This is a genomic window from Candidatus Poriferisocius sp., from assembly GCF_965219815.1.
GTDB lineage: Bacteria > Actinomycetota > Acidimicrobiia > Acidimicrobiales > Bin134 > Poriferisocius.
Genome location: NZ_OZ244791.1, coordinates 1,845,714 through 1,863,951, shown reverse-complemented (window position 1 = coordinate 1,863,951; position 18,238 = coordinate 1,845,714). Strand labels below are relative to the sequence as shown.

Annotated in this window: 19 protein-coding genes and 1 pseudogene; 9 read left to right on the top strand and 11 right to left on the bottom strand. The window is 65.4% G+C overall.

Going from position 1 to position 18,238, the window contains the following annotated elements; translation table 11 throughout:
• Positions 1 to 35 precede the first annotated feature (35 nt).
• Both ACOQPI_RS08895 and ACOQPI_RS08890 read left to right on the top strand, forming a co-directional pair.
• Positions 36 to 1,769 carry a hydantoinase/oxoprolinase family protein gene (locus ACOQPI_RS08895; protein ID WP_420619296.1) on the top strand — a complete coding sequence of 578 codons (1,734 nt, stop codon included), beginning with the start codon at positions 36 to 38 and terminating at the stop codon, positions 1,767 to 1,769.
• Positions 1,766 to 3,880, top strand: coding sequence for a hydantoinase B/oxoprolinase family protein (locus ACOQPI_RS08890; RefSeq protein WP_420619295.1), 2,115 nt, complete (start codon positions 1,766 to 1,768; stop codon positions 3,878 to 3,880). The genes ACOQPI_RS08895 and ACOQPI_RS08890 overlap by 4 nt, the downstream gene beginning before the upstream one ends.
• Here the strand turns inward: ACOQPI_RS08890 and ACOQPI_RS08885 are convergent.
• From ACOQPI_RS08885 to ACOQPI_RS08860, 6 genes and pseudogenes are all read right to left on the bottom strand, one after another.
• Positions 3,867 to 4,289 carry a type II toxin-antitoxin system VapC family toxin gene (locus ACOQPI_RS08885; RefSeq protein ID WP_420619294.1) on the bottom strand — a complete coding sequence of 141 codons (423 nt, stop codon included), beginning with the start codon at positions 4,287 to 4,289 and terminating at the stop codon, positions 3,867 to 3,869. The genes ACOQPI_RS08890 and ACOQPI_RS08885 overlap by 14 nt on opposite strands.
• Complete coding sequence (locus tag ACOQPI_RS08880; protein ID WP_420621077.1) at positions 4,286 to 4,465, bottom strand: hypothetical protein; 180 nt, start codon at positions 4,463 to 4,465, stop codon at positions 4,286 to 4,288. Before ACOQPI_RS08880 ends, ACOQPI_RS08885 begins: the two co-directional genes overlap by 4 nt.
• 3 nt (positions 4,466 to 4,468) lie before the next feature.
• Positions 4,469 to 4,543: pseudogene (locus ACOQPI_RS08875) on the bottom strand (hypothetical protein); the annotation flags it as partial.
• A 60-nt stretch (positions 4,544 to 4,603) separates the two neighbouring features.
• On the bottom strand, positions 4,604 to 5,434 hold the full coding sequence (locus ACOQPI_RS08870; RefSeq protein ID WP_420619293.1) for an SDR family NAD(P)-dependent oxidoreductase: 831 nt from the start codon (positions 5,432 to 5,434) through the stop codon (positions 4,604 to 4,606).
• A 64-nt stretch (positions 5,435 to 5,498) separates the two neighbouring features.
• The gene (locus tag ACOQPI_RS08865; RefSeq protein ID WP_420619292.1) at positions 5,499 to 5,741 is read right to left on the bottom strand and encodes a type II toxin-antitoxin system HicA family toxin; all 243 of its coding nucleotides are present in this window, start codon (positions 5,739 to 5,741) and stop codon (positions 5,499 to 5,501) included.
• Complete coding sequence (locus ACOQPI_RS08860) at positions 5,738 to 5,974, bottom strand: type II toxin-antitoxin system HicB family antitoxin (RefSeq protein WP_420619291.1); 237 nt, start codon at positions 5,972 to 5,974, stop codon at positions 5,738 to 5,740. The genes ACOQPI_RS08865 and ACOQPI_RS08860 overlap by 4 nt, the downstream gene beginning before the upstream one ends.
• A gap of 55 nt (positions 5,975 to 6,029) precedes the next feature.
• Between ACOQPI_RS08860 and ACOQPI_RS08855 the strand changes: the two genes are divergently transcribed.
• Positions 6,030 to 6,539, top strand: a complete 510-nt coding sequence (locus tag ACOQPI_RS08855; RefSeq protein WP_420619290.1) for a protein-tyrosine phosphatase family protein — start codon at positions 6,030 to 6,032, stop codon at positions 6,537 to 6,539.
• 11 nt (positions 6,540 to 6,550) lie between these two features.
• Here the strand turns inward: ACOQPI_RS08855 and ACOQPI_RS08850 are convergent, their stop codons facing one another.
• From ACOQPI_RS08850 to ACOQPI_RS08840, 3 genes are all read right to left on the bottom strand, one after another.
• Positions 6,551 to 7,315: an SDR family NAD(P)-dependent oxidoreductase gene (locus ACOQPI_RS08850; RefSeq protein ID WP_420619289.1), complete on the bottom strand. Its 765-nt coding sequence runs from the start codon at positions 7,313 to 7,315 to the stop codon at positions 6,551 to 6,553.
• 75 nt (positions 7,316 to 7,390) lie between these two features.
• A complete protein-coding gene (locus ACOQPI_RS08845) occupies positions 7,391 to 7,801 on the bottom strand; it encodes a flavodoxin family protein (protein ID WP_420621014.1) in 411 nt (136 codons plus the stop codon).
• Positions 7,802 to 7,887: 86 nt separating this feature from the next.
• Positions 7,888 to 8,370, bottom strand: coding sequence for an MFS transporter (locus tag ACOQPI_RS08840; protein ID WP_420619288.1), 483 nt, complete (start codon positions 8,368 to 8,370; stop codon positions 7,888 to 7,890).
• A gap of 205 nt (positions 8,371 to 8,575) precedes the next feature.
• Here ACOQPI_RS08840 and ACOQPI_RS08835 point away from each other — a divergent pair, with 205 nt between their 5' ends.
• The 5 genes from ACOQPI_RS08835 to yihA all read left to right on the top strand — a co-directional run bounded on the left by ACOQPI_RS08835 (position 8,576) and on the right by yihA (position 15,363).
• Positions 8,576 to 11,062 carry an RCC1 domain-containing protein gene (locus tag ACOQPI_RS08835; protein WP_420619287.1) on the top strand — a complete coding sequence of 829 codons (2,487 nt, stop codon included), beginning with the start codon at positions 8,576 to 8,578 and terminating at the stop codon, positions 11,060 to 11,062.
• A gap of 33 nt (positions 11,063 to 11,095) precedes the next feature.
• Positions 11,096 to 12,127, top strand: coding sequence for an NADPH:quinone oxidoreductase family protein (locus tag ACOQPI_RS08830; RefSeq protein WP_420619286.1), 1,032 nt, complete (start codon positions 11,096 to 11,098; stop codon positions 12,125 to 12,127).
• A gap of 62 nt (positions 12,128 to 12,189) precedes the next feature.
• Complete coding sequence (locus tag ACOQPI_RS08825) at positions 12,190 to 13,368, top strand: amidohydrolase family protein (protein WP_420619285.1); 1,179 nt, start codon at positions 12,190 to 12,192, stop codon at positions 13,366 to 13,368.
• Positions 13,369 to 13,410: 42 nt separating this feature from the next.
• The gene (locus ACOQPI_RS08820) at positions 13,411 to 14,715 is read left to right on the top strand and encodes an acyl-CoA dehydrogenase family protein (RefSeq protein WP_420619284.1); all 1,305 of its coding nucleotides are present in this window, start codon (positions 13,411 to 13,413) and stop codon (positions 14,713 to 14,715) included.
• Positions 14,716 to 14,766: 51 nt separating this feature from the next.
• Positions 14,767 to 15,363, top strand: a complete 597-nt coding sequence (gene yihA, locus ACOQPI_RS08815; protein WP_420619283.1) for a ribosome biogenesis GTP-binding protein YihA/YsxC — start codon at positions 14,767 to 14,769, stop codon at positions 15,361 to 15,363.
• Here the strand turns inward: yihA and ACOQPI_RS08810 are convergent.
• Together ACOQPI_RS08810 and ACOQPI_RS08805 are read right to left on the bottom strand one after the other, a co-directional pair.
• Entirely contained in the window at positions 15,353 to 15,979 is a 627-nt protein-coding gene (locus ACOQPI_RS08810; RefSeq protein ID WP_420619282.1) for an HAD-IA family hydrolase, read from the bottom strand. The genes yihA and ACOQPI_RS08810 overlap by 11 nt on opposite strands.
• Before the next feature lie 43 nt (positions 15,980 to 16,022).
• Positions 16,023 to 17,237: an alpha-hydroxy acid oxidase gene (locus tag ACOQPI_RS08805; protein ID WP_420621013.1), complete on the bottom strand. Its 1,215-nt coding sequence runs from the start codon at positions 17,235 to 17,237 to the stop codon at positions 16,023 to 16,025.
• Between the two features lie 52 nt (positions 17,238 to 17,289).
• Between ACOQPI_RS08805 and ACOQPI_RS08800 the strand changes: the two genes are divergently transcribed.
• A complete protein-coding gene (locus ACOQPI_RS08800; protein ID WP_420619281.1) occupies positions 17,290 to 18,114 on the top strand; it encodes a phytanoyl-CoA dioxygenase family protein in 825 nt (274 codons plus the stop codon).
• The last annotated feature ends 124 nt before the right edge of the window (positions 18,115 to 18,238 follow it).

The following is an 18,238-nucleotide window of genomic DNA, read 5'->3' as shown; positions in this document are numbered from 1 at the left end:
TTGCGTTCAGCCTGACTCCTCTGCCTCTCGGGGCTGTGCGCATCGGCATCGACACCGGGGGAACGTTCACCGACGCGGTGGTGGTTTCCCCCGGCCCGGGAGGAGTCCGGCTCGCCATGGGCAAGGCGCTGTCCACTCCCGGCGATCTGACCGCAGGCGCCCTGGCCGCAGTTGAGGCGGCCGCAGCCGAGATTGACCAGCCGCTGGCCGACTTGCTCGGACGGGCCGAATCCATCGGCTATGCCACCACCGTTGGGCTCAACGCCCTTTTGACCGGCACGGGAGCACCCATCGGCCTGATCACAACCGAGGGGTTCGAGTCCACACTGCCGGTGGCCCGGGCAGCCAAGGTGGCCGGCTTGTCCCCCGCTGAGGCCACCGAGGCCGTCTGCTGGGCCAAACCCCCGCTGCTGTTGAGCCGTCGGCGCATCGTGGGCGTGCCTGAGCGGATCGACGCCCATGGCGACGTGGTTCGCCCGCTAGAAGAGGCCGCCGCGGTTGCCGCCATCAAGGCGCTGCGGGACGACGGGATGACCAGCTACGCCGTCAGCCTGCTGTGGTCGGTGGCTGATCCCCGCCATGAGGTCCGCATCGCCGAGCTGATCGCCCAGATCCACCCCGGCGCTCACGTGTCGCTGTCGTCGGCAGTGCCCCGGATCGGCGAGTACGAGCGGACAATGACCACAGTGCTCGATGCCAGCACGGCCCCGCTCGTGGCTGAAGAGATTCGCACCCTGGCCCATGCCTTGGCCGAACGGGGATTCGCCGGACACCTGCACGTCATGCAGTCCAGTGGCAGCACCTGTGATGCCGACGGCGGCCTCCGGGCGGTGGAGACCCTGGGATCGGGGCCGGTTGCCGGGCTGTTGGCTTCAGCCGAACTGGTCCAACAATTGGGCCGAAGCGAGGCCATTGCCACCGATGTGGGCGGCACCAGCTTCGACGTCGGCCTGATCACCGGCGGTGAAGCCACCATGGCGACACGCCCCATGATCGGGCGCTGGGCCCTGGCCCATCCAGTGGTGGAGGTGGTGTCGATCGGCACCGGCGGCGGGTCGCTGGCCTGGATCGACCCGGTGCTGGGCAGTCTCCGAGTGGGCCCTCAGTCGGCTGGCGCCCAACCCGGCCCGGCATGCTACCGCCGAGGAGGAACCGCCCCTACCCTGACCGATGCCGCCGTGACCCTGGGCTACCTAAGCGAGCTAGGCCAGGTGCTGGAGTTGGACCGTTCGGCGGCGGAGCGGGCCTTGAAGGATGCCGTGGCCGCTCCCCTGGGCCTGTCGGGGCCCGAAGCCGCCGACGCCGTGGTGGGGGTGGCCTGCTCTCAAATGGCCGACCTCATTCGCCGGGTGACTGTCCAGCGGGGCCACGATCCCGCCGGGTTCACCATGCTGGCCTACGGCGGGGCCGCTCCCCAGTACGCCACCCGATACGCCGCCGAGGTGGGAGTAGCCGAGGTGGTGGTTCCCTCAGCCGCTTCAGTGTTCTCCGCATTGGGCGCGGCCCGCGGCGAACGGCCGGCGCCTGAGCCGGCGGTGCTGGATGATTCGACATCGGAACCGCCAACCATCGGACGTCGGGACGCCTGGTTCGACCGTAAATTCACCTCCTGTCGGGTGTACGACGGGCTGGGGCTGGCGCCAGGCACCCTCCTGGAGGGGCCGGCGTTCATCGACCACCCGTCCACCACCATCGTGCTGCGCCCTGGCGACCGGGCCGAAGTCGACGCCGAGGGCCACACCCACATGTTCCCCGGGCCGCCGTCATGAGTTCGAACCAGTCATCCCCCGGAACTGCACCCCCGCTCGACGCGGCGCTGTTTGAAGTGCTGCGCAATCGGCTGTGGGCTATCAACGACGAGGCGGTAGACGCCATCGTCGCCGTGTCGGGCTCGCCTATCGCCACCGAGGGCAACGACTTCAACTCCGGCATCTTGACCGCGGCCGGTGAGGTGGCACTGGCCGGCCCATACGTGCTGGTCCATGCCGCGGCATTGGGCCAGGTGGTCCGCCACGTGATCGACCAATTCGGAGGCAACTCGGGCATCGGTCCCGGCGACATGTTCATCACCAACGACACCTATGTGGGCGCTCCCCACCAGCCCGACGTCATGGTGGTGGCCCCCGTATTTCGGGGCGACCGGCTAATCGCCTGGTGCGGCTCGTGCGTCCACCAGAACGACGTGGGCGGCCCCGTGCCCGGGTCGATCACCGTGGGGGCGACGTCCATCTATGAGGAGGCGGTGCCCATGGCCCCCTCCCGGATAGTGGATCGGGGGGAACTGCTAGCCGAGGTGGAGCAGGAATACTTGGGCCGGTCCCGCACCCCGGAATTGAATCGGCTCGACCTTCTGGGCCAGATGGAGGCCAACCGGGTGGTGGATGGTCGGATCAACGGGCTGTGCGATCGCTACGGCAGCGAAACAGTGACCGCGGTGCTCGACGGACTCATCGACCGCACCGAGGCCGCGGTGAGAGACCGGTTGGCGTCGCTGCCGGATGGGCGATGGCACCACCGAGGACTGGTGGAGCACGACGGCATCGACGACCGGGTGTACGAGATCGGCTTGACCATGACCAAGCAGGGCGACTCCCTGCATCTGGACTTCACCGACGCCAGCCCGCAGGCCCCGGCGCTGATCAACACCAGCCGGGCCATCACCTCCAGCTACGCCATGGCCGCGGTAATGACGGTCTTGGGCTACGGCCTGCCCTGGACGCCGGCCGGGTTCTGGCGAGTCATGAAGGTAGACACCACGCCGGGCACCATCGTGGATTGCCTTTGGCCCGCGGGCATGTCGATGGGGGTGACCGCCGCGGGCCAAGAAGTGCGCACCGCGGTGAACATCTGCCTCAGCCGGATGTTCGACGCCTCTGACGACCCGGACGTGCGAAGTCAGATCCTGGCTTCGTGCGTGTCGGGGTCGTTCACCCAGACCATCTCGGGAGCCTTCGACGACGGGCGGGACTTCTCGGCCATGCTCCTCGACGGCCTGCCCGGCGGGTCAGGCGCCCGGTGGGGCGGCGACGGACCCGACACCGGGGGCTATCTGACCTCCCCGGCCGGGCTGTGTACCAACATCGAGACCAACGAGCAGCACTACCCGGTGCTCTACCGCTATCGCCGGGAGCGAACCGACTCGGGCGGGCCCGGCCAGTGGCGAGGCGGCGTGGGCGTGGAACACGCCTACCAACTCCACCGGTCGGCCGGGCCAGCAACTTCAACGGTGTTCGCCCACGGCCAACAGCCCCCCACCGCCGCGGGCGTGCTTGGCGGCGAACCCGGCATGCAGCACACCGGGGTGTACGAGCGCGCCGACGGCACAATTGAGGTACCACCCCCCAAGCAAGTAGGCGAGTTGGCCCCCAGTGATGTGTACACCAACCTCTGCGGCGGCGGGGGCGGAGTGGGCGACCCCTTAGATCGCGACCCCGTTGCGGTAGAGCACGACGTGGCGGAAGGCTTGGTCACCGAGGCCGGTGCCGTCCGAGACTACGGCGTGGTGATCGGCGATGTGGAGGCCACCAAAACACTGCGAGCATCCCGCCGCCAGGCGCGTATCGAAAGAGACCCCGAACCCCCGTTGGAAGAACCCCCCACCGGCCGACGCCTCAGCTCCACCGTGGTCTTGGCCAACGGCCACTACCTTTGCAGCCGGTGCGGCCACGAACACGGCCCCACCAACGAACCCCTGGTCAGCCTGCTGATTGTATCCCGCTCTCCAGTAGACGAGCGCACCCCCTGGCCCTCAGCCCGCCCCGGCGCCGACCGTTTCGAGCTCCGTCGCCTCTACTGCCCCGCCTGCGCCGTCCAGGTGGACGTTCAAGTCGCCCTTGCCAACGCTCCCTTCTTGGAGACCGCCGAACTCATCGAGGATTAGCCACGGCCAATCCGAGGGAGCTGGCCGCAGCGATGAGCTCATGGTCACCGCTGGCGAAGATTGTGTCTGCGTCGGCAATGGCCTGCGCGGCAGCCAAGTGCACGGCGTCGTAGCCGCGGAGTTCCTGTTCTTCAGCCAATGCGCCTGCTCTTCGGACGAGGCTGTCTGAGATCTCGATGCTGTCGACCTCTTGGGTGAGGGCGTCGAGCAGCCTAACCGCAGAAGTAAGCCCTCTCTTTGTCAGCCGCCCGAGTCGATGAGCTCTGGCCAGCGCCGCCCGGGCCTCGGCGTAGAGCAAGCGGACGCTGACAACCCGTGTCGCTTCATTCCACAGTCGCTCGGAGGAATCAGAACTTGGCTCGTCGATGATCAGGGGAATGAAGGCGGATGTATCGAAGTAGACAATCACTGGCGCTGTTCGGCCACGAGATCGCTCACCGTTCCCTTGCTCTTGACCCTGGAGTGGCCCAGTCGTCTCTTCGCCATCGGAGCCGGAATGACCAGCCCATCGTCAACCAGTTGGTCGATGGGCCGGGGCTCATGAAGAGGGATCAAAAGCGCCACTGCCTTCCCATGATCGGTCACGGTGACCTCGGTTCCTGCTCGAACCGCTGTGAGGTATCGACTCAAATTGTCCCGCAACTCTCGAACTCCAGCTTCCACAAAACAATTATGGCGCTTTTATTATAGATAATCTAGCCATTTATTCTACGATGGCCGCTCCTACCAGCGCGGCCCGCCGGCGACGGTGATGCATTCGCCGGTGACGAATGAAGCCTCGTCGGAGAGCAGGAAGGCGATTACCGCGGCGGTCTCGTCAGGGTGTTGCAAGCGTTCGAGGGCGATCTTGGAGCGCACCCACTGGCTGCGGTCGCCGCCAGACTGCGCCACGGTTTGCTCCAGATAGGGATGGCCGCTTTCGGTAGCGTCGGGGTCGACTCCTAGCGGGCGCACTCCGTTGACCCTGATCTGGTGGGGCGCCAGCTCCATGGCTAGGGCAGCGACCAGCCGGTCGACCCCAGCCTTAGCCGCGGCGAATGCCGAAGTGCCGCTGGCCGCGGCCACAGTGGCATACGACGACAGCAGCACAATCGACCCGCCGTTGCCTTGTTCAACCATCTGGCGAGCAGCGGCTTGGGCCACCAAGAACGCTCCGGTCAGGTTCACGTCCATCGATCGCCGCCACGACGCCTCAGTCAGCTCCAGCAACGGCGCCCACCCCATGTCGGGTCCAAGCCCCCCGGCCACGTTGACCACCAGGTCGAGCCTCCCGAACTCACCGACACACCGCCCCACCACCTCGTTCACCTGATCGGCGTCGGCCACGTCGGCCTCCAATCGCAACGCCGCCTGCCCCTCGGCCTGCACTGCGGCCACCGTGGCGTCCAGGGCCTCCGGGGAAGCGCAGGCCGAATCCGGGTGGCCGACCTCTACCCGGTCGGCACAGGCCACGCTGGCTCCGGCTCGGGCCAGCCGCACCGCCACCGCCCGCCCGATCTCCGGAGGACACGCCGCCCCCATCACCAGCGCCACCTTCCCGGAGAAGTCGTCCATCCCCCCAGCATCCCCTAACTACCCCGCTGGCTTCCACACTAGAGATTGCAGGAAATACCTGTGGTTAGAGATCAAGCAATTCCAGCAGCTCTTGCACACTGATCTCGTGATGGGTTGCGACACTCTTGAGAATGCCCGACAGGGTCTTGGTCTTGATGGGATTGTGCAGGGGGATGACCTCGTGATGCTCCCCACTCAGATGAGTTGTGATGCGCAAATGTGAGCCGCGCTGCCGGGTGGCTGTGTATCCAAGCTTCTGAAGCGCTCTTTGGAGATCGGCCCCGCGCACATCGCGCGGCAGCCTCAAAGAACCAAGACCTCGCCGTGAACAAAGTGCAGGCGAATCAATTCAGGGCGAGCCACTTCCCCGTCGAAATAGCACTCGAAGGCTTCCCGGACGTTTTCGCGGATCTCTTCGATGGTCTCCCCTTGCGTGTGAATTCCGTAACCGATGGCGCTAGCGGAATATCCACCAGCCACTTCATCTTCACTAACCTCGAAGACAATCTCCGTCGCGGGTGACGTCACGGTGGCCAACATACATGGCATGACCTCTCCTTCCAACCAGGTTGCTGCCCACCAGTAGGGTGGCGGGGTGCAGGTGGGGGCGGCGCGGTATCAGATGGCGGGGGGGATCCATCGGATTCCGGTGCCGGGGGCGACCGGGCATCTTTACGCCACGGCCTTTGCGGTGACCGGGCCTGATCCTGCCGCGGCCCTAGAGGACGTGGGTGCAGAGGTCATGGTGTGCTTGCTGACCGACCCGGAGATCGCCATGCGTTATCCCGATTACCCCTCGTGGTTGGCCGATCCCGCTCCCCACCAGGCCATCCATGTCCCGATGGTCGATCAGGGGGTCACCGGCGACGACGACGTTCGAGAGTTGGTGGACACGATCAACCGGCACCTAGATCAAGGCAGAGGGGTCATGGTCCACTGCGGCGCCGGATATGGCAGAGCCGGGATTGTGTGCATCTCGGTACTCACCTCCCGGGGAATGGACCTCGATCATGCGGTAGCCGCGGTGCGCGCGGCGCGGCCGGCAGCGGGACCCCAGTCCCATTCGCAGGAGGCCCAGATCAGCCGCTTAGCCGTGAGAGGCTAAGCGGCCACTGCTCACATACCGCCGGCGATCTTGAAGTCATGGCCGGTGGCGTACGACGAGGCGTCGGACGCGAGGTATAGAGCCAGGCCGATGATCTCGTCGCAGTCGGCCACCCGGTTCATCATGGTGGCCTTCCCTGACCGTTCGGGGAATTCGGGATCAAACCGCATCGATCCCTTCATCATCTCCGACATGAACGGCCCCGGCACCAGGGAATTGACCCGCACGCCGAGGCTGGCCCACTCTCCGGCCATGGCCCGGGTGAGGTTGTGCAGCGCCGCCTTGCTAGAGGTGTAGATCCCCACCCCCGGGCCGCCGCCATAAGCCCCCATGGTGGTTACATTGATGATCGACCCTCCGCCAGCCTCTCCCATGCGGGGGGCCACCAAACCGGTCAATCGGATCGGCCCCTTCACGTTCACCGCGTACACCTTGTCGAAGTAGGCCTCGGTGCAGTCGGCCACGGTGACCGGGGCGGGGTTGATGCCCGCGTTGTTGACCAACACGTCGATCCGGCCGAGGTCGCCATACACCCGATCGACCAGCGCGTCGATCTGGTCCCACTCCCCCATGTGGCAGGCGATGCCCCGCACCGATTGGCTGCCCAACTCGTCTTTCAGTTCGGCGGCAGCCTCGTCGCAGCCCTCCTGGCGCCGCCCGGTGATCACAACCTCGGCGCCGGCCATGGCATAGCCCTTGGCAATGGACCGACCGATGCCCTTGGTGCCCCCGGTGACCAGCGCCACCTTCCCTGTCAGATCGAACAAACTGCTCATGGCCCGATCTTACGAACCGCTTCCCGGCCGACCCCATGCGGGCTGGAGGCCTCCCGGCAAATGGGGCTAACGGACTCAGTAGATGCCCAGCTCCAAGCCGGCGGCCAGGGTCATGCCCAGCTCGCGGCAGGCCTCCAGATGGGCGTCGGTCAGCTCACCGGTGGCCACCACCGGCGGGGCCACCGCCTTCCACCCCAGCCCAGTAACCAGAGGCTCCACTGCCCGCACCGCGCCGGTGCCGTCGTTGCCGGCCCGCACGAACAGCCCGTAGGGACGCCCCCGGGTGTGGTCCAAGCAGTCGTAGTACACGGTGTCGAAGAAGTGCTTGAGCGCGCCGCTCATGTAGCCGAAGTTCTCCGGGGTGCCCAGCAGGTAGCCGTCGGCGGCCATCACATCGTCGGCGGTAGCCCCCAGTGCGGACACTTGCACTACCTCCACCCCGTCGATGTCGGGGTGGGTGGCCCCGGCTACTACGGCCTCGGTCATGGCTTTGGTCCCCCCGGTCTTGGAGTGGGACACCACCAGCACTCGCACCCAACCGACGGTACTCCTCCGCCGCGAGCGCCCGCGGGTCAGGTGACCGCAGTGCCCACGTCCATGGAGGCGAAACGACGGGTGCTAACCAGCCAGGCGGCCAGAACCACGATGATGCCCGCGCTGATCGACACCGTGATTCGGGGGCCGATCCAGTCGAACAGCGCCCCTTGGATCATGGTGCCGGCGCCGATGGCCAGGTTGATGGCCATCAGGTACAGGGCGATGATCCGTCCCCGCATGGACTCCTCTACTTGGAGTTGGATGACGGTGTTGAGCGTGGAGGCGGTGGCGAGGTGACAGCCGCCGAGGATGAGCAAGAACAAGATGGCCATGGCGTACCACGGGGCCAAGCCGAACCCGGCCAGCGCCAGGCCGTAGGCGCTCAGCCCGATGGCCAGCAGTCGGGACCGGGCGGTGAACTGGCCCCTACCGGCCACCAGCGGGAAGAAGATCACCGATCCGATGCCGGTGCCAGCGGCCAGCAGGCCCAGTTGCCACCCGGTGGTGTTGAACTCCAATGGTGGCCTTGCGCCAGCGCGAGCGCCTTTTGGCAACCTGATCGCTGCCCCCTTGATCCCCTGAGCTGGTCGCCGATACAGACATGGCTGCCTGGTGACCGGAAGCGATCCCTGCCGCCTCCAGCCCCGGCTTGATTGGTCGGTCGGGGGGGGGGGGTACAGTCTCTCGATGATGCACCTACCGGCGATCCTGGCGGTAGCAGGATTGGCAATCGCGGCACTTGCAGTGCCTGGTGGTTTGGCAAATGCCCAGTCTCCAGGCGACGTCGGATTGCTCCGCCAACAACTCGAAGCCCGCGACGAACTGATCGCCCAGCAGGAAGCCTTGCTGAACACCTACCGCTGCCGATTCGGCATCGACATCACAGCCGTGCCGGGGGGATGCTCCAGCGGGCAGCCCACGCGGCCCGCTGCCCCGCCCGGCAACTTCGAAGGCACCCCCACCAACCAAGACATCACCGCACGCGACCAGCTCATCGCCGACCAGGAAAACCTCCTCAACGCCTACCGCTGCCAACACAACATCGACACCCACATAGTAACCGGCGGATGCCCAGAAGTTCCCCACATACCAAGCAGCAAGAACCCAGACACATCACAAACAGTCTCAACCCAACCCGGCTCTGTCCAATACACCGCCATCGCAGCAGCCGGGTATCGAACATGCGCTATCCGAACCGACGGCACCATCGACTGCTGGGGCGGCAGCCTTCACGCCAATGCGCCTACAGGGCAATATACCGCGATCTCAGCAAGCGGCATAGATAGGCAAGATTATTTTTGCGCTATCCGAACCGACGGCACCATCGACTGCTGGGGCTCATTCGGCCCATTCGATAGTTACGAATCCAACCGCATTTATCTCTACTCCCATACGGAATACCAGCAACTAGATCAATACAGGCGGTCGATCATACGTCCCGTACCCCATTCGTCCGCAGGCCGATACACCGCAATCGCAGTAGACAATACAATTTGTGCCGTCCGAACCGACCAAACCATCGCCTGCTGGGGCCACACTGGACATGGCCAAGCTGATCCGCCCGCAGGGCAATACACCGCAATCGCAACAGGCCAAGGCCATTCGTGTGCGATCCGAACCGACGGCACCATCGACTGCTGGGGCAGCCGCAACGTATGGTGGCCGGATGCCGATCTGATCATCGACCCACCCGCAGGCCAATACACCGCAATCGCAGCAGGTGACTATCATTCTTGTGCGATCGGAACCGACCAAACCATCAACTGCTGGGGGTGGCTTCCGTCGGAGAGGGATTATCATGCGCCAGCAGGGCAATACACCGCCATCGCAACAAGCAATGTTCATTCGTGTGCGATCCGAACCGACGGCACCATCGACTGCTGGGGTCACAACCGTTATGGCCAAACTGATGCGCCAGCAGGGCAATACACCGCCATCGCAACAGGCGATGTTCATTCGTGTGCGATCCGAACCGACGGCACCATCGACTGCTGGGGTAACAACGTATTTGGTTGGCCTGATGCGCCCGCAGGCCCATACACCGACATCGTAATAGTTGCGGACAACAGTGGTTCGCATGAAGGGTGTGCGATCCGAACTGACGGCACCATCGACTGCTGGGGCGACGAATATACTTTTCACCGGAGAACGCCGCCCCCAGCAGGCCAATACACCGCCTTCTTCCCAGATAACAACCCAGATAACAGCATCAACAACAACAACCAAGATAACTATGGATTTTGCACTATTCGAATCGACGGCACCATCGACTGCGGGGGCCGCAACATATTTGAAACTTATTATGCGACCGGAGGCCCATACACCGACATCGCAGTAGCTGAATGGTTTCATGATACTGAATGTGCGATCAGAACCGACGGCACCATCGACTGCTGGGAACCCGGCATATACAGCGGCTTCAGCACCCAACTAGATGCCCCCGCAGGCCAATACACCGCCATCGAGTACCGCAACACTATAAATGAACGCGATTATTGCGCTGTTCGGACCGATGGGACCATCGTCTGCTGGCAGTTCGGACCTGAGTGGCGTGGATACGGACCTGAGCACGAAGACTTCGTATACCGCCCACTAGACGGCCCCGCAGGCCAATACACCGCCATCGCAGCAACCTTAGAAAGTTCATGTGCCATCCGAACCGACCAAACCATCGCCTGCTGGGACTTAGGACCTGCAAAACGTGCAGACGAGGACTTAGACTTGGTATACCGCCCACTAGACGGCCCCGCAGGCCAATACACCGCCATCGCATCTTACACTAACGGTTACACCAGAGCCCGCGAACAGCAAGGGAATGCACTCAGCGACGAGTTTGGGAATCCACTTGTTTACGCTCTGTTTTTTTATTGCGCTGTACGAACCGACCAAACCATCGCCTGCTGGGACTTCGGACCTGAGAATCCTGGACGACAGGCACCTGAGCCCGAAGACTTGGTATACCGCCCACTAGACGTCCCCGCAGGCCAATACACCGCACTTCCCACGAGCGGTTATCGGCCGTGCGCCATCCGAACCGATGGGAACATCGTCTGCTGGGAGTTCGACCCCTACCGCCAACTCGATGCCCCCGCAGGCCAATACACCGCTATCGACGCAGACGGGTCGGAGCATTGCGCTGTCCGAACCGACGGGAACGTCCGCTGCTGGAGAATTCCAATGCCACTCAATTTTTGGGGACACCTAGAGTAGTTTGCCCATAACCTGCCGGTAAGCTGCGCTGCCGTGCGAGCATGGCGTGTACATCAATATGGGAGGCCGTCGGAGGCGCTGCGGCTGGACGACATCGACGAGCCGGTGCCGGAGCCGGGCAAGATCCGGGTGGCGCCCACTCGGACGGTGCTGAACTTCAACGAGATCGACGGCTGCCACGGGCGCTACCGCACCGTGAACCCCGAGCTCCCCTACACCCTGGGCATGGAGGTGCTGGGCACAGTTGACGCCGTGGGAGAGGGTGCCGAGGAGTGGCTCGGGCGCCGGGTACACGCCACCGCCGAGAGCGCCTTCGGGGGCTACGCCGACAAGGTGATCTGCCAGCCCGACATGGTGTTCGACGCCCCCGAGTCACTCGACGACACCGAGGCGGCCGCCTTCTTCTTCCCCTTCCACCTGTCATGGCTGGGCTTGCACGAGCGGGGCCAGATCCAGCCCGGAGAGTGGGTGCTGATCCACGCCGCGGCCGGCGGCGTGGGCTCGGCCGCGGTGCAACTGGCCGTGGACGCCGGGGCCCGGGTGATCGGCACCGCGGGCAGCGAGGCCAAGTGCGAGTTCGTGCGCTCCCTAGGGGCCGAAGCCGCGGTGAACTACCGGGACGGAGACTTCGCCACTGAAGTGCGCGACATCACCGGCGGGGCCGGAGTCGATCTGGTGTTCGACGGCGTGGGCGGCGAGGTCACCGAAGCCTCGATACGGTGCATGACCCGGGGCGGGCGGCTGATAATCATCGGCTTCGCCAGCAAGATCGAGGCCGAGGACGCCGTAGGCCTTCCCCCGAGGCTGCTGTGCTTCTCCCAAGTTTCGATCGGAGGGGTGCTTTTGGCCTACAGCAGCAACCCGGCGCTCTACGGCGGCATGGCCGGGTTCAACATCAACCCCCGATCACTGGGCGACCGGATCCACGAAGAGCTCTGCGATCGGCTGTCCGAGGGGCGGATCGCCCCGCTGGTGGGCGGCACCGTGCCCTTCGAGGAGCTGCCCGCCGCGCTCGAGCAGATGGAGGACCGCCTCACCACCGGGCGCATCGTGGTGGTCTGCTGAAAAACGCCCCGGCACCGCCCCGCCGGTGGTCGAATGCCGAGCAAACAAGCCAGAATAGGGCCATGACTGAGCTCGGATATCTCGCCTTCGACGCCGACAACCACTACTACGAGGCCACCGACGCCTTCACCCGCCACATCGACCCCAAGATGGCCAAGCGCTGCATGCAGTGGGCCGACATCGGGGGCAAGCAGCGGCTGATCGTGGCCGGTCGGATCAACCGGTTCATCCCCAACCCCACCTTCGACCCGGTGGCCAAGCCCGGCATTCTCGACGAGTACTTCCGGGCCAAGACCTCGGCCAGCGACATGCGGGAGGCCTTCGGCGAGCTCGACCCCATCAGCCCCGCCTACCGCAACCGCGACGCCCGCCTGGCCCTCATGGACTCGCAGGGCCTGGGCGGCTGCTTCATGTTCCCCACCCTGGGGGTGGGCATGGAGGCCTGCCTGGAAGACGACCTCGGGGCCATCACCGCGGCGTTCGGGGCATTCAACCGCTGGCTGGACGAAGACTGGGGCTTCTCCTACCAGGAGCGCCTGTTCACCGCCCTGTACCTGAGCCTGGTGGATGTGGAATGGGCGCTGGGCGAGCTGGAGTGGGCCATCGGCCGGGGTCTGCGGCTGGTGAACTTCCGGGCCACCTCGGTGCCCGACGGCAACGGCAACTACCGCTCGCTGGGCCATCCCGACAACGACCCGGTGTGGCAATTCCTCAACGACAACGGCGTGTGCGTGGCCTTCCACTCCGGCGACTCGGGCTACTCGTTCATGAACCACCGCTGGGGGCTCGGCACCGAGACCGAGGCCTTCCGCTACAACCCGCTCCAGAGCCTGCTGTCGCACTCCCCCATCAGCGACACCATGGCCTCGCTTCTGGCCGACGGGGTGCTGGTGCGGTTCCCCAACCTGCGGGTGGCCACCATCGAGACCGGCTCCTATTGGGTGCGGCCCCTCATCCAGAAGCTGGCCAAGACCTACGGCCAGCACCGCTACGCCTTCGACGAGGACCCGGTGGAGACGTTCCGCAACCAGGTGTGGGTGTCGCCCTACTACGAGGACGACCTGCACGAGCTGGCCGGGCTGATCGGCACCGACCACATGCTGTTCGGCTCCGACTTCCCCCACGCCGAGGGCCTGGCCGACCCGGTGTCGTTCGTGGACGACCTTGACGGGTTCAGCGACGACGACATCCGCCGCATCATGTGCGACAACGGCGCCAGCCTGTCGCAGCTGGCCGTCTAGCGGACCGGCGAACCCCCATCTCCAACCGAAAGAAACAGCACCATGGCCTGGGATTTTGAGACCGAGCCCGAGTTCCAGGAGCAACTGGACTGGACCCGGGCGTTTCTGGACGAGCACATCCTGCCGCTGGAAACCATCGATCTGGAGGTGACCGACGAGCAGTGGAAGGCCCTGACCGCGCCGCTGAAGCAGCAGGTGAAGGACCGGGGGCTGTGGGCCTGCCATCTCGACCCCGAGCTGGGGGGCCAGGGCTTCGGCCAAGTGAAGCTGGGTTTGATGCACGAGATTTTGGGCCGATCTTCGATCGCTCCGGCCATCTTCGGCAACAACGCCCCCGACTCGGGCAACGCCGAGCTGTTGGCCATCGGCGGCAACGATGAGCAGAAGAAGCGCTGGATGGAGCCGCTGTTGGCCGGCGAGCTGCGCTCGGGGTTCTCCATGACCGAGCCCGACACCGCCGGCTCCGACCCCACGCTGTTGGAGACCAAGGCGGTGCGCGACGGCGACACCTGGGTGATCAACGGCCACAAGTGGTTCACCTCCGGCGGCTCGGGGGCCGATTTCCTGATCGCCATGGTGGTGACCAACCCCGACGTCCACCCCTACCAGGGGTCGTCCATGATCGTGGTGCCCACCGACACCCCCGGCCTGGAGATCGTGCGGGACGTGCCCAACATGCACCACCCCTATCCCGGCCAGTTCGCCCGCCACCCCATGGGCCACTCCGAGGTGATCTACCGCGACGTGCGGGTGCCCGCCGAGAACTTGATCGGCAACCCCGGCGACGGGTTTGTGCTGGCCCAAAAGCGCCTCGGCCCCGGCCGCATCCACCACGCCATGCGCTGGATCGGCCAGTCGCAGCGGGCGCTGGACATGATGTGCGAGCGGGCCCTGTCCCGGTACGCCCACGGCAGCCTTCTGGCCGAGAAGCAGATGGTGCAGGACTTCATCGCCGAGACCCGCATCGACATCGCCTCGGCCCGGCTGCTGTGCCTGCACGCCGCCTGGCACATGGACAAGCACGGCTCATCGGCGTCGCGCACCGAGATCGCCATGATCAAGGTGTACGGCACCAAGATGCTGTACAACGCCATCGACCGCTCCATCCAGGTCCACGGCGCTCTGGGCTACTCGGCCGACATGCCCCTAGAGGAGATGTACCGCAACGCCCGGGCCTCCCGGCTGGTAGACGGCGCCGATGAGGTGCACAAGGTGTCCATCGCCCGCCGCACCCTCAAGGAGTACGCCGCCGTGGACGGCTTCCCCACCGAGCACATCCCCACCCGCCGAGCCGCCGCCCTAGAGCGCTTCGGCGACCTCCTAGACATCGAGGTCATGAACAGCTAGCAGCCGGCAATCCTCAACTTGGCCCGACGAAGGGGCCGGTAGCATTTCGGCATGTCCAAGCCGCTGGCCCTGCGCTTTCTGCGGTCGGCCAGCGATGCCGGCCAGCTGCCCGAGTCCCGCTGTGAGGTGGCGCTGGTGGGGCGTTCGAACGTGGGCAAGTCGTCGCTCCTGAACGCGGTGGCCAACCGCAAGGGTCTGGCCCGCACGTCCAAGGCGCCGGGGGCCACCCGGCTGCTCAATGTCTTCGAGCTGGAGGGCGAGCCCGGCCGCTGGCTGGTGGACCTACCCGGCTACGGCTTCGCCAAAGCCCCCAAGGCTCAGCGGGTGGGCTGGCAGAAGATGATGGACGGCTACCTGATCGACCGCCCGACCCTGGTGGAGGTGCTGCTATTGGTGGACGGCCTCGTCGGCCCCACCCCCCTCGACCTCCAAACCGTGGAATGGTTGGCGCACCATGACGTGCCGCTGCAACCGGTGGCCACCAAAGCCGACAAGGTGAAATCGTCCCAACGGGGCGCCCGAAAAGCTGAGCTGGCCAAGGGCCTCGGCGTCGCCCCCGGCGACGTCATCTGGACCAGCGCAACCAAAGGCCAGGGCATTCCCGAACTCCGAGCCGAGATCAACTCCGCTCTCCGGCTCAACCCCTGAGCGAAAACCCCACTACGGCCTCCAACTCGGCCAGAGCCTCATCGGGATCGACCACCTTGATGGTGGTCATCCCCATCGCCCGAGCCGGCTTGAGGTTCACCCCCAAGTCGTCCAGAAAAACACAGGCCGAAGGCTCAACGCCGAGCGCTTCACAAGCCATCGTGTAGAACGCCGGGTCGGGCTTGCGCACTCCCACCACCGACGACTCCACCACCACGTCGAACCATCCCATGAGCTCGGCCATCTCCGCCGACCGCTCCGACGATGCCATCGGCAAATAGTTGTTGGTCAACAGCCCCGTCTTCAGCCGCTCCGAACACCGCCGCACCGCCTCAGCCACAGCAGGACGCATTTCCCCACTCAGCCCGTTCAGCACCGCCATCCCATGCACCCGATACCCCAGCGCTAGGGCTTCCTCCTCAAAGGCGGTGGCAAACTCCTCCAGCCCTATCTCCCCTCGCTCCATCTGCGCCCAAGCATTGCTATCCGGATCGGTCGAATTGATCCGCCGAATCAACCCCTCCGGCAACCCATTCTCCCGCTCATAAGCCGCAAACCCCTCCCAAGGCCCCACCACAATCACCCCACCCAAATCAAACAAAGCCGCCTGAACCACCGCCCGACCCTACCCAACCCACCAAGGGGAGAAGACACTCCGCCTATTGCTGCCGTTGACGGACTGACTCCGGGGTTAGGGCGGTGGCTTGGGGGACGCCGAGGAGGGCGAGGGTGCGCGTTAATTCCTCTGTGAATTGGTCGATTAGGTGGTCTACGCCGGGTTCGCCGGCGGCGGCTAGGGCGTAGAGGTAGGGGCGGCCGAACATCACGGCGGTGGCGCCTAGGGCGAGGGCCATGGCGACGTGGCTGCCTCGGCGGACGCCGCCATCGCAGATGATGTCGAGGTCGCCGCCGACGGCGTCGGCCACCTGGGGGACCAGCTCCAAGATGGGCGGGGCGCCGTCGAGCTGGCGGCCGCCGTGGTTGGAGAGGATTATTCCGTCTACGCCCTGTTCAGCAGCTACCTGCGCGTCGGCCACTGATTGAACGCCTTTGAGCACCAGCTTCCCGGTCCAGCGCTCTCTCAGCCAGTCGAGGTCGTCCCACGACAGCGCCTGGTTGAACTGGTTGTGGGCGAACTCGGCCAGGCCCAACGCGGAGCTGCCGTCGTAGCCCTGCACTCCGGTCAGGTTGGCGAAGGTGATGGGATCGGATCGCAGCAGTGACCACGTCCAGCCTGGTCGGCGCAGGCCGTCCAACACGGTGTCGGGGCCCAAGGTGGGCGGCAGGGTGAAGCCCCTACGCACGTCCCGTTCCCGGCGGCCGAACACCGGCGTGTCCACCGCCACCAGCAGGGCCTCGTAGTCGCAGTCGGCGGCCCGCTGGAGCCATTCGGCCACCAGGCCCCGGTCCCGCCAGAAGTAGAGCTGGAACCACAGCGGGCCGTCGCTCACCTCCCTGATCTCCTCGATGGAGCGGGTGCTCAGGGTAGACAGCGAGTAGGCGATGCCCTTGCGGGCCGCGGCCCGGGCCACGGCCAGCTCCCCGTCGGGGCAAACGATGCGGGTGAACCCGGTGGGGGCCAGGGCGAACGGCACCGGGTGGCGCCGGCCCAACAGCTCCACCGAGGTGTCCAACGCCGACACGTCCCGCAGCACCCGGGGCGCGAACTCCCACTGGTCGAACGCGGCGGCGTTGCGCTCCATGGTCAGCTCGTCTTCGGCGGCACCGTCGATGTAGTCGAACACCCCCGCGGGCAGCCGCCGCCGGGCCAGCTCCCGCAGGTCGGCCACCGACGCTGCCCGGCTCAGCCTCCGCTTGGCCCGATTGGACTCGAAGCGCCGAAACCGCGCCACCGACCGCAGCGTCCGGATCATGCCCACAAACTGAACTTACAGCGGGCCGGCTCGTCGTCCCTCAATCAGGATTGTGGGAGCATGGCCCGTGATGGACGCCGACTACTGGCAGGACGGCTATCTCATTCGGCGCAAGCTGGTGCCTGAAGAAATGATCGACACCCTCAACCAGCGGTTCGCCGATATTGCCAACGGCACCGTCGCCCAGGCTCCCAACATGCAGATAGCCCGCAACGTAGAGGTTGCCAAAGGTCTGGTCACCCCCCGAACCCCCGCCCATGGCATCGCCAAAGTGAACTTCGTGAACGGCGACCCGGTGATGTCCCGCTATGCGCGCTACGAGCCGATCATCGACCAGGTGACCGAGCTCATCGGCGACGACTTGATCGCCCTGAACAGCATGTACCTGAACAAGCCCACCGACGTCGACGGCCGCCACCCCCTGCACCAAGACTTGCTGTACTTTCCCCTCCGCCCCGCCGACCGCATCGTCGGGGTGTGGACGGCGCTCGACACCATCACCCGTGAAAACGGTTGCTTGGTGGTGTTGCCCGGCACCCACACCGGTGAGCTCTTGGAGCACGACTACCCCGACTGGGAGCACAAGAACTTCCTGTTCTTCGGGGCCAAGGGCATCGACGTCGACCAGCGAGTCCATTTGGAGATGGATCCCGGCGACACCTTGTTCTTCCACCCCTTACTGGTCCATGGCTCCGGCTACAACCGCACCGAGGACCTTCGTCGGGCCATTGCCGTCCACTACGCCAGCTCCCACTGCGAGGACATTTGGCGTGGGGAAACCAAGACCATCGGCGACTTCAACCCCCGCCTAGACATCCGCCTCATTAGAGGCCAAGACCACAACCAGTACGCCCATAACCCCGCAACATCAAGCTAGGGGCCCACCCCCGTACGCAGAATCGAACTTTGCCTGAAGCCACGGACCGGCTTCCACGGTGCCATACCTGGCCAGGTTGGTTGCACTGACGCAGGTTTCGAATGGCGTCACCTCGGCGTGCCAG

What these genes read in the sequence shown, in the direction of transcription:
- ACOQPI_RS08890 (WP_420619295.1), top strand. Translation starts at nt 1,766, where the DNA reads ATGAGTTCGAACCAGTCATCCCCCGGAACTGCACCCCCGCTCGACGCG.
- ACOQPI_RS08870 (WP_420619293.1), bottom strand. Translation starts at nt 5,434, where the DNA reads ATGGACGACTTCTCCGGGAAGGTGGCGCTGGTGATGGGGGCGGCGTGT.
- ACOQPI_RS08860 (WP_420619291.1), bottom strand. Translation starts at nt 5,974, where the DNA reads ATGTTGGCCACCGTGACGTCACCCGCGACGGAGATTGTCTTCGAGGTT.
- ACOQPI_RS08850 (WP_420619289.1), bottom strand. Translation starts at nt 7,315, where the DNA reads ATGAGCAGTTTGTTCGATCTGACAGGGAAGGTGGCGCTGGTCACCGGG.
- ACOQPI_RS08845 (WP_420621014.1), bottom strand. Translation starts at nt 7,801, where the DNA reads ATGACCGAGGCCGTAGTAGCCGGGGCCACCCACCCCGACATCGACGGG.
- ACOQPI_RS08825 (WP_420619285.1), top strand. Translation starts at nt 12,190, where the DNA reads ATGACTGAGCTCGGATATCTCGCCTTCGACGCCGACAACCACTACTAC.
- ACOQPI_RS08820 (WP_420619284.1), top strand. Translation starts at nt 13,411, where the DNA reads ATGGCCTGGGATTTTGAGACCGAGCCCGAGTTCCAGGAGCAACTGGAC.
- yihA (WP_420619283.1), top strand. Translation starts at nt 14,767, where the DNA reads ATGTCCAAGCCGCTGGCCCTGCGCTTTCTGCGGTCGGCCAGCGATGCC.
- ACOQPI_RS08805 (WP_420621013.1), bottom strand. Translation starts at nt 17,237, where the DNA reads ATGATCCGGACGCTGCGGTCGGTGGCGCGGTTTCGGCGCTTCGAGTCC.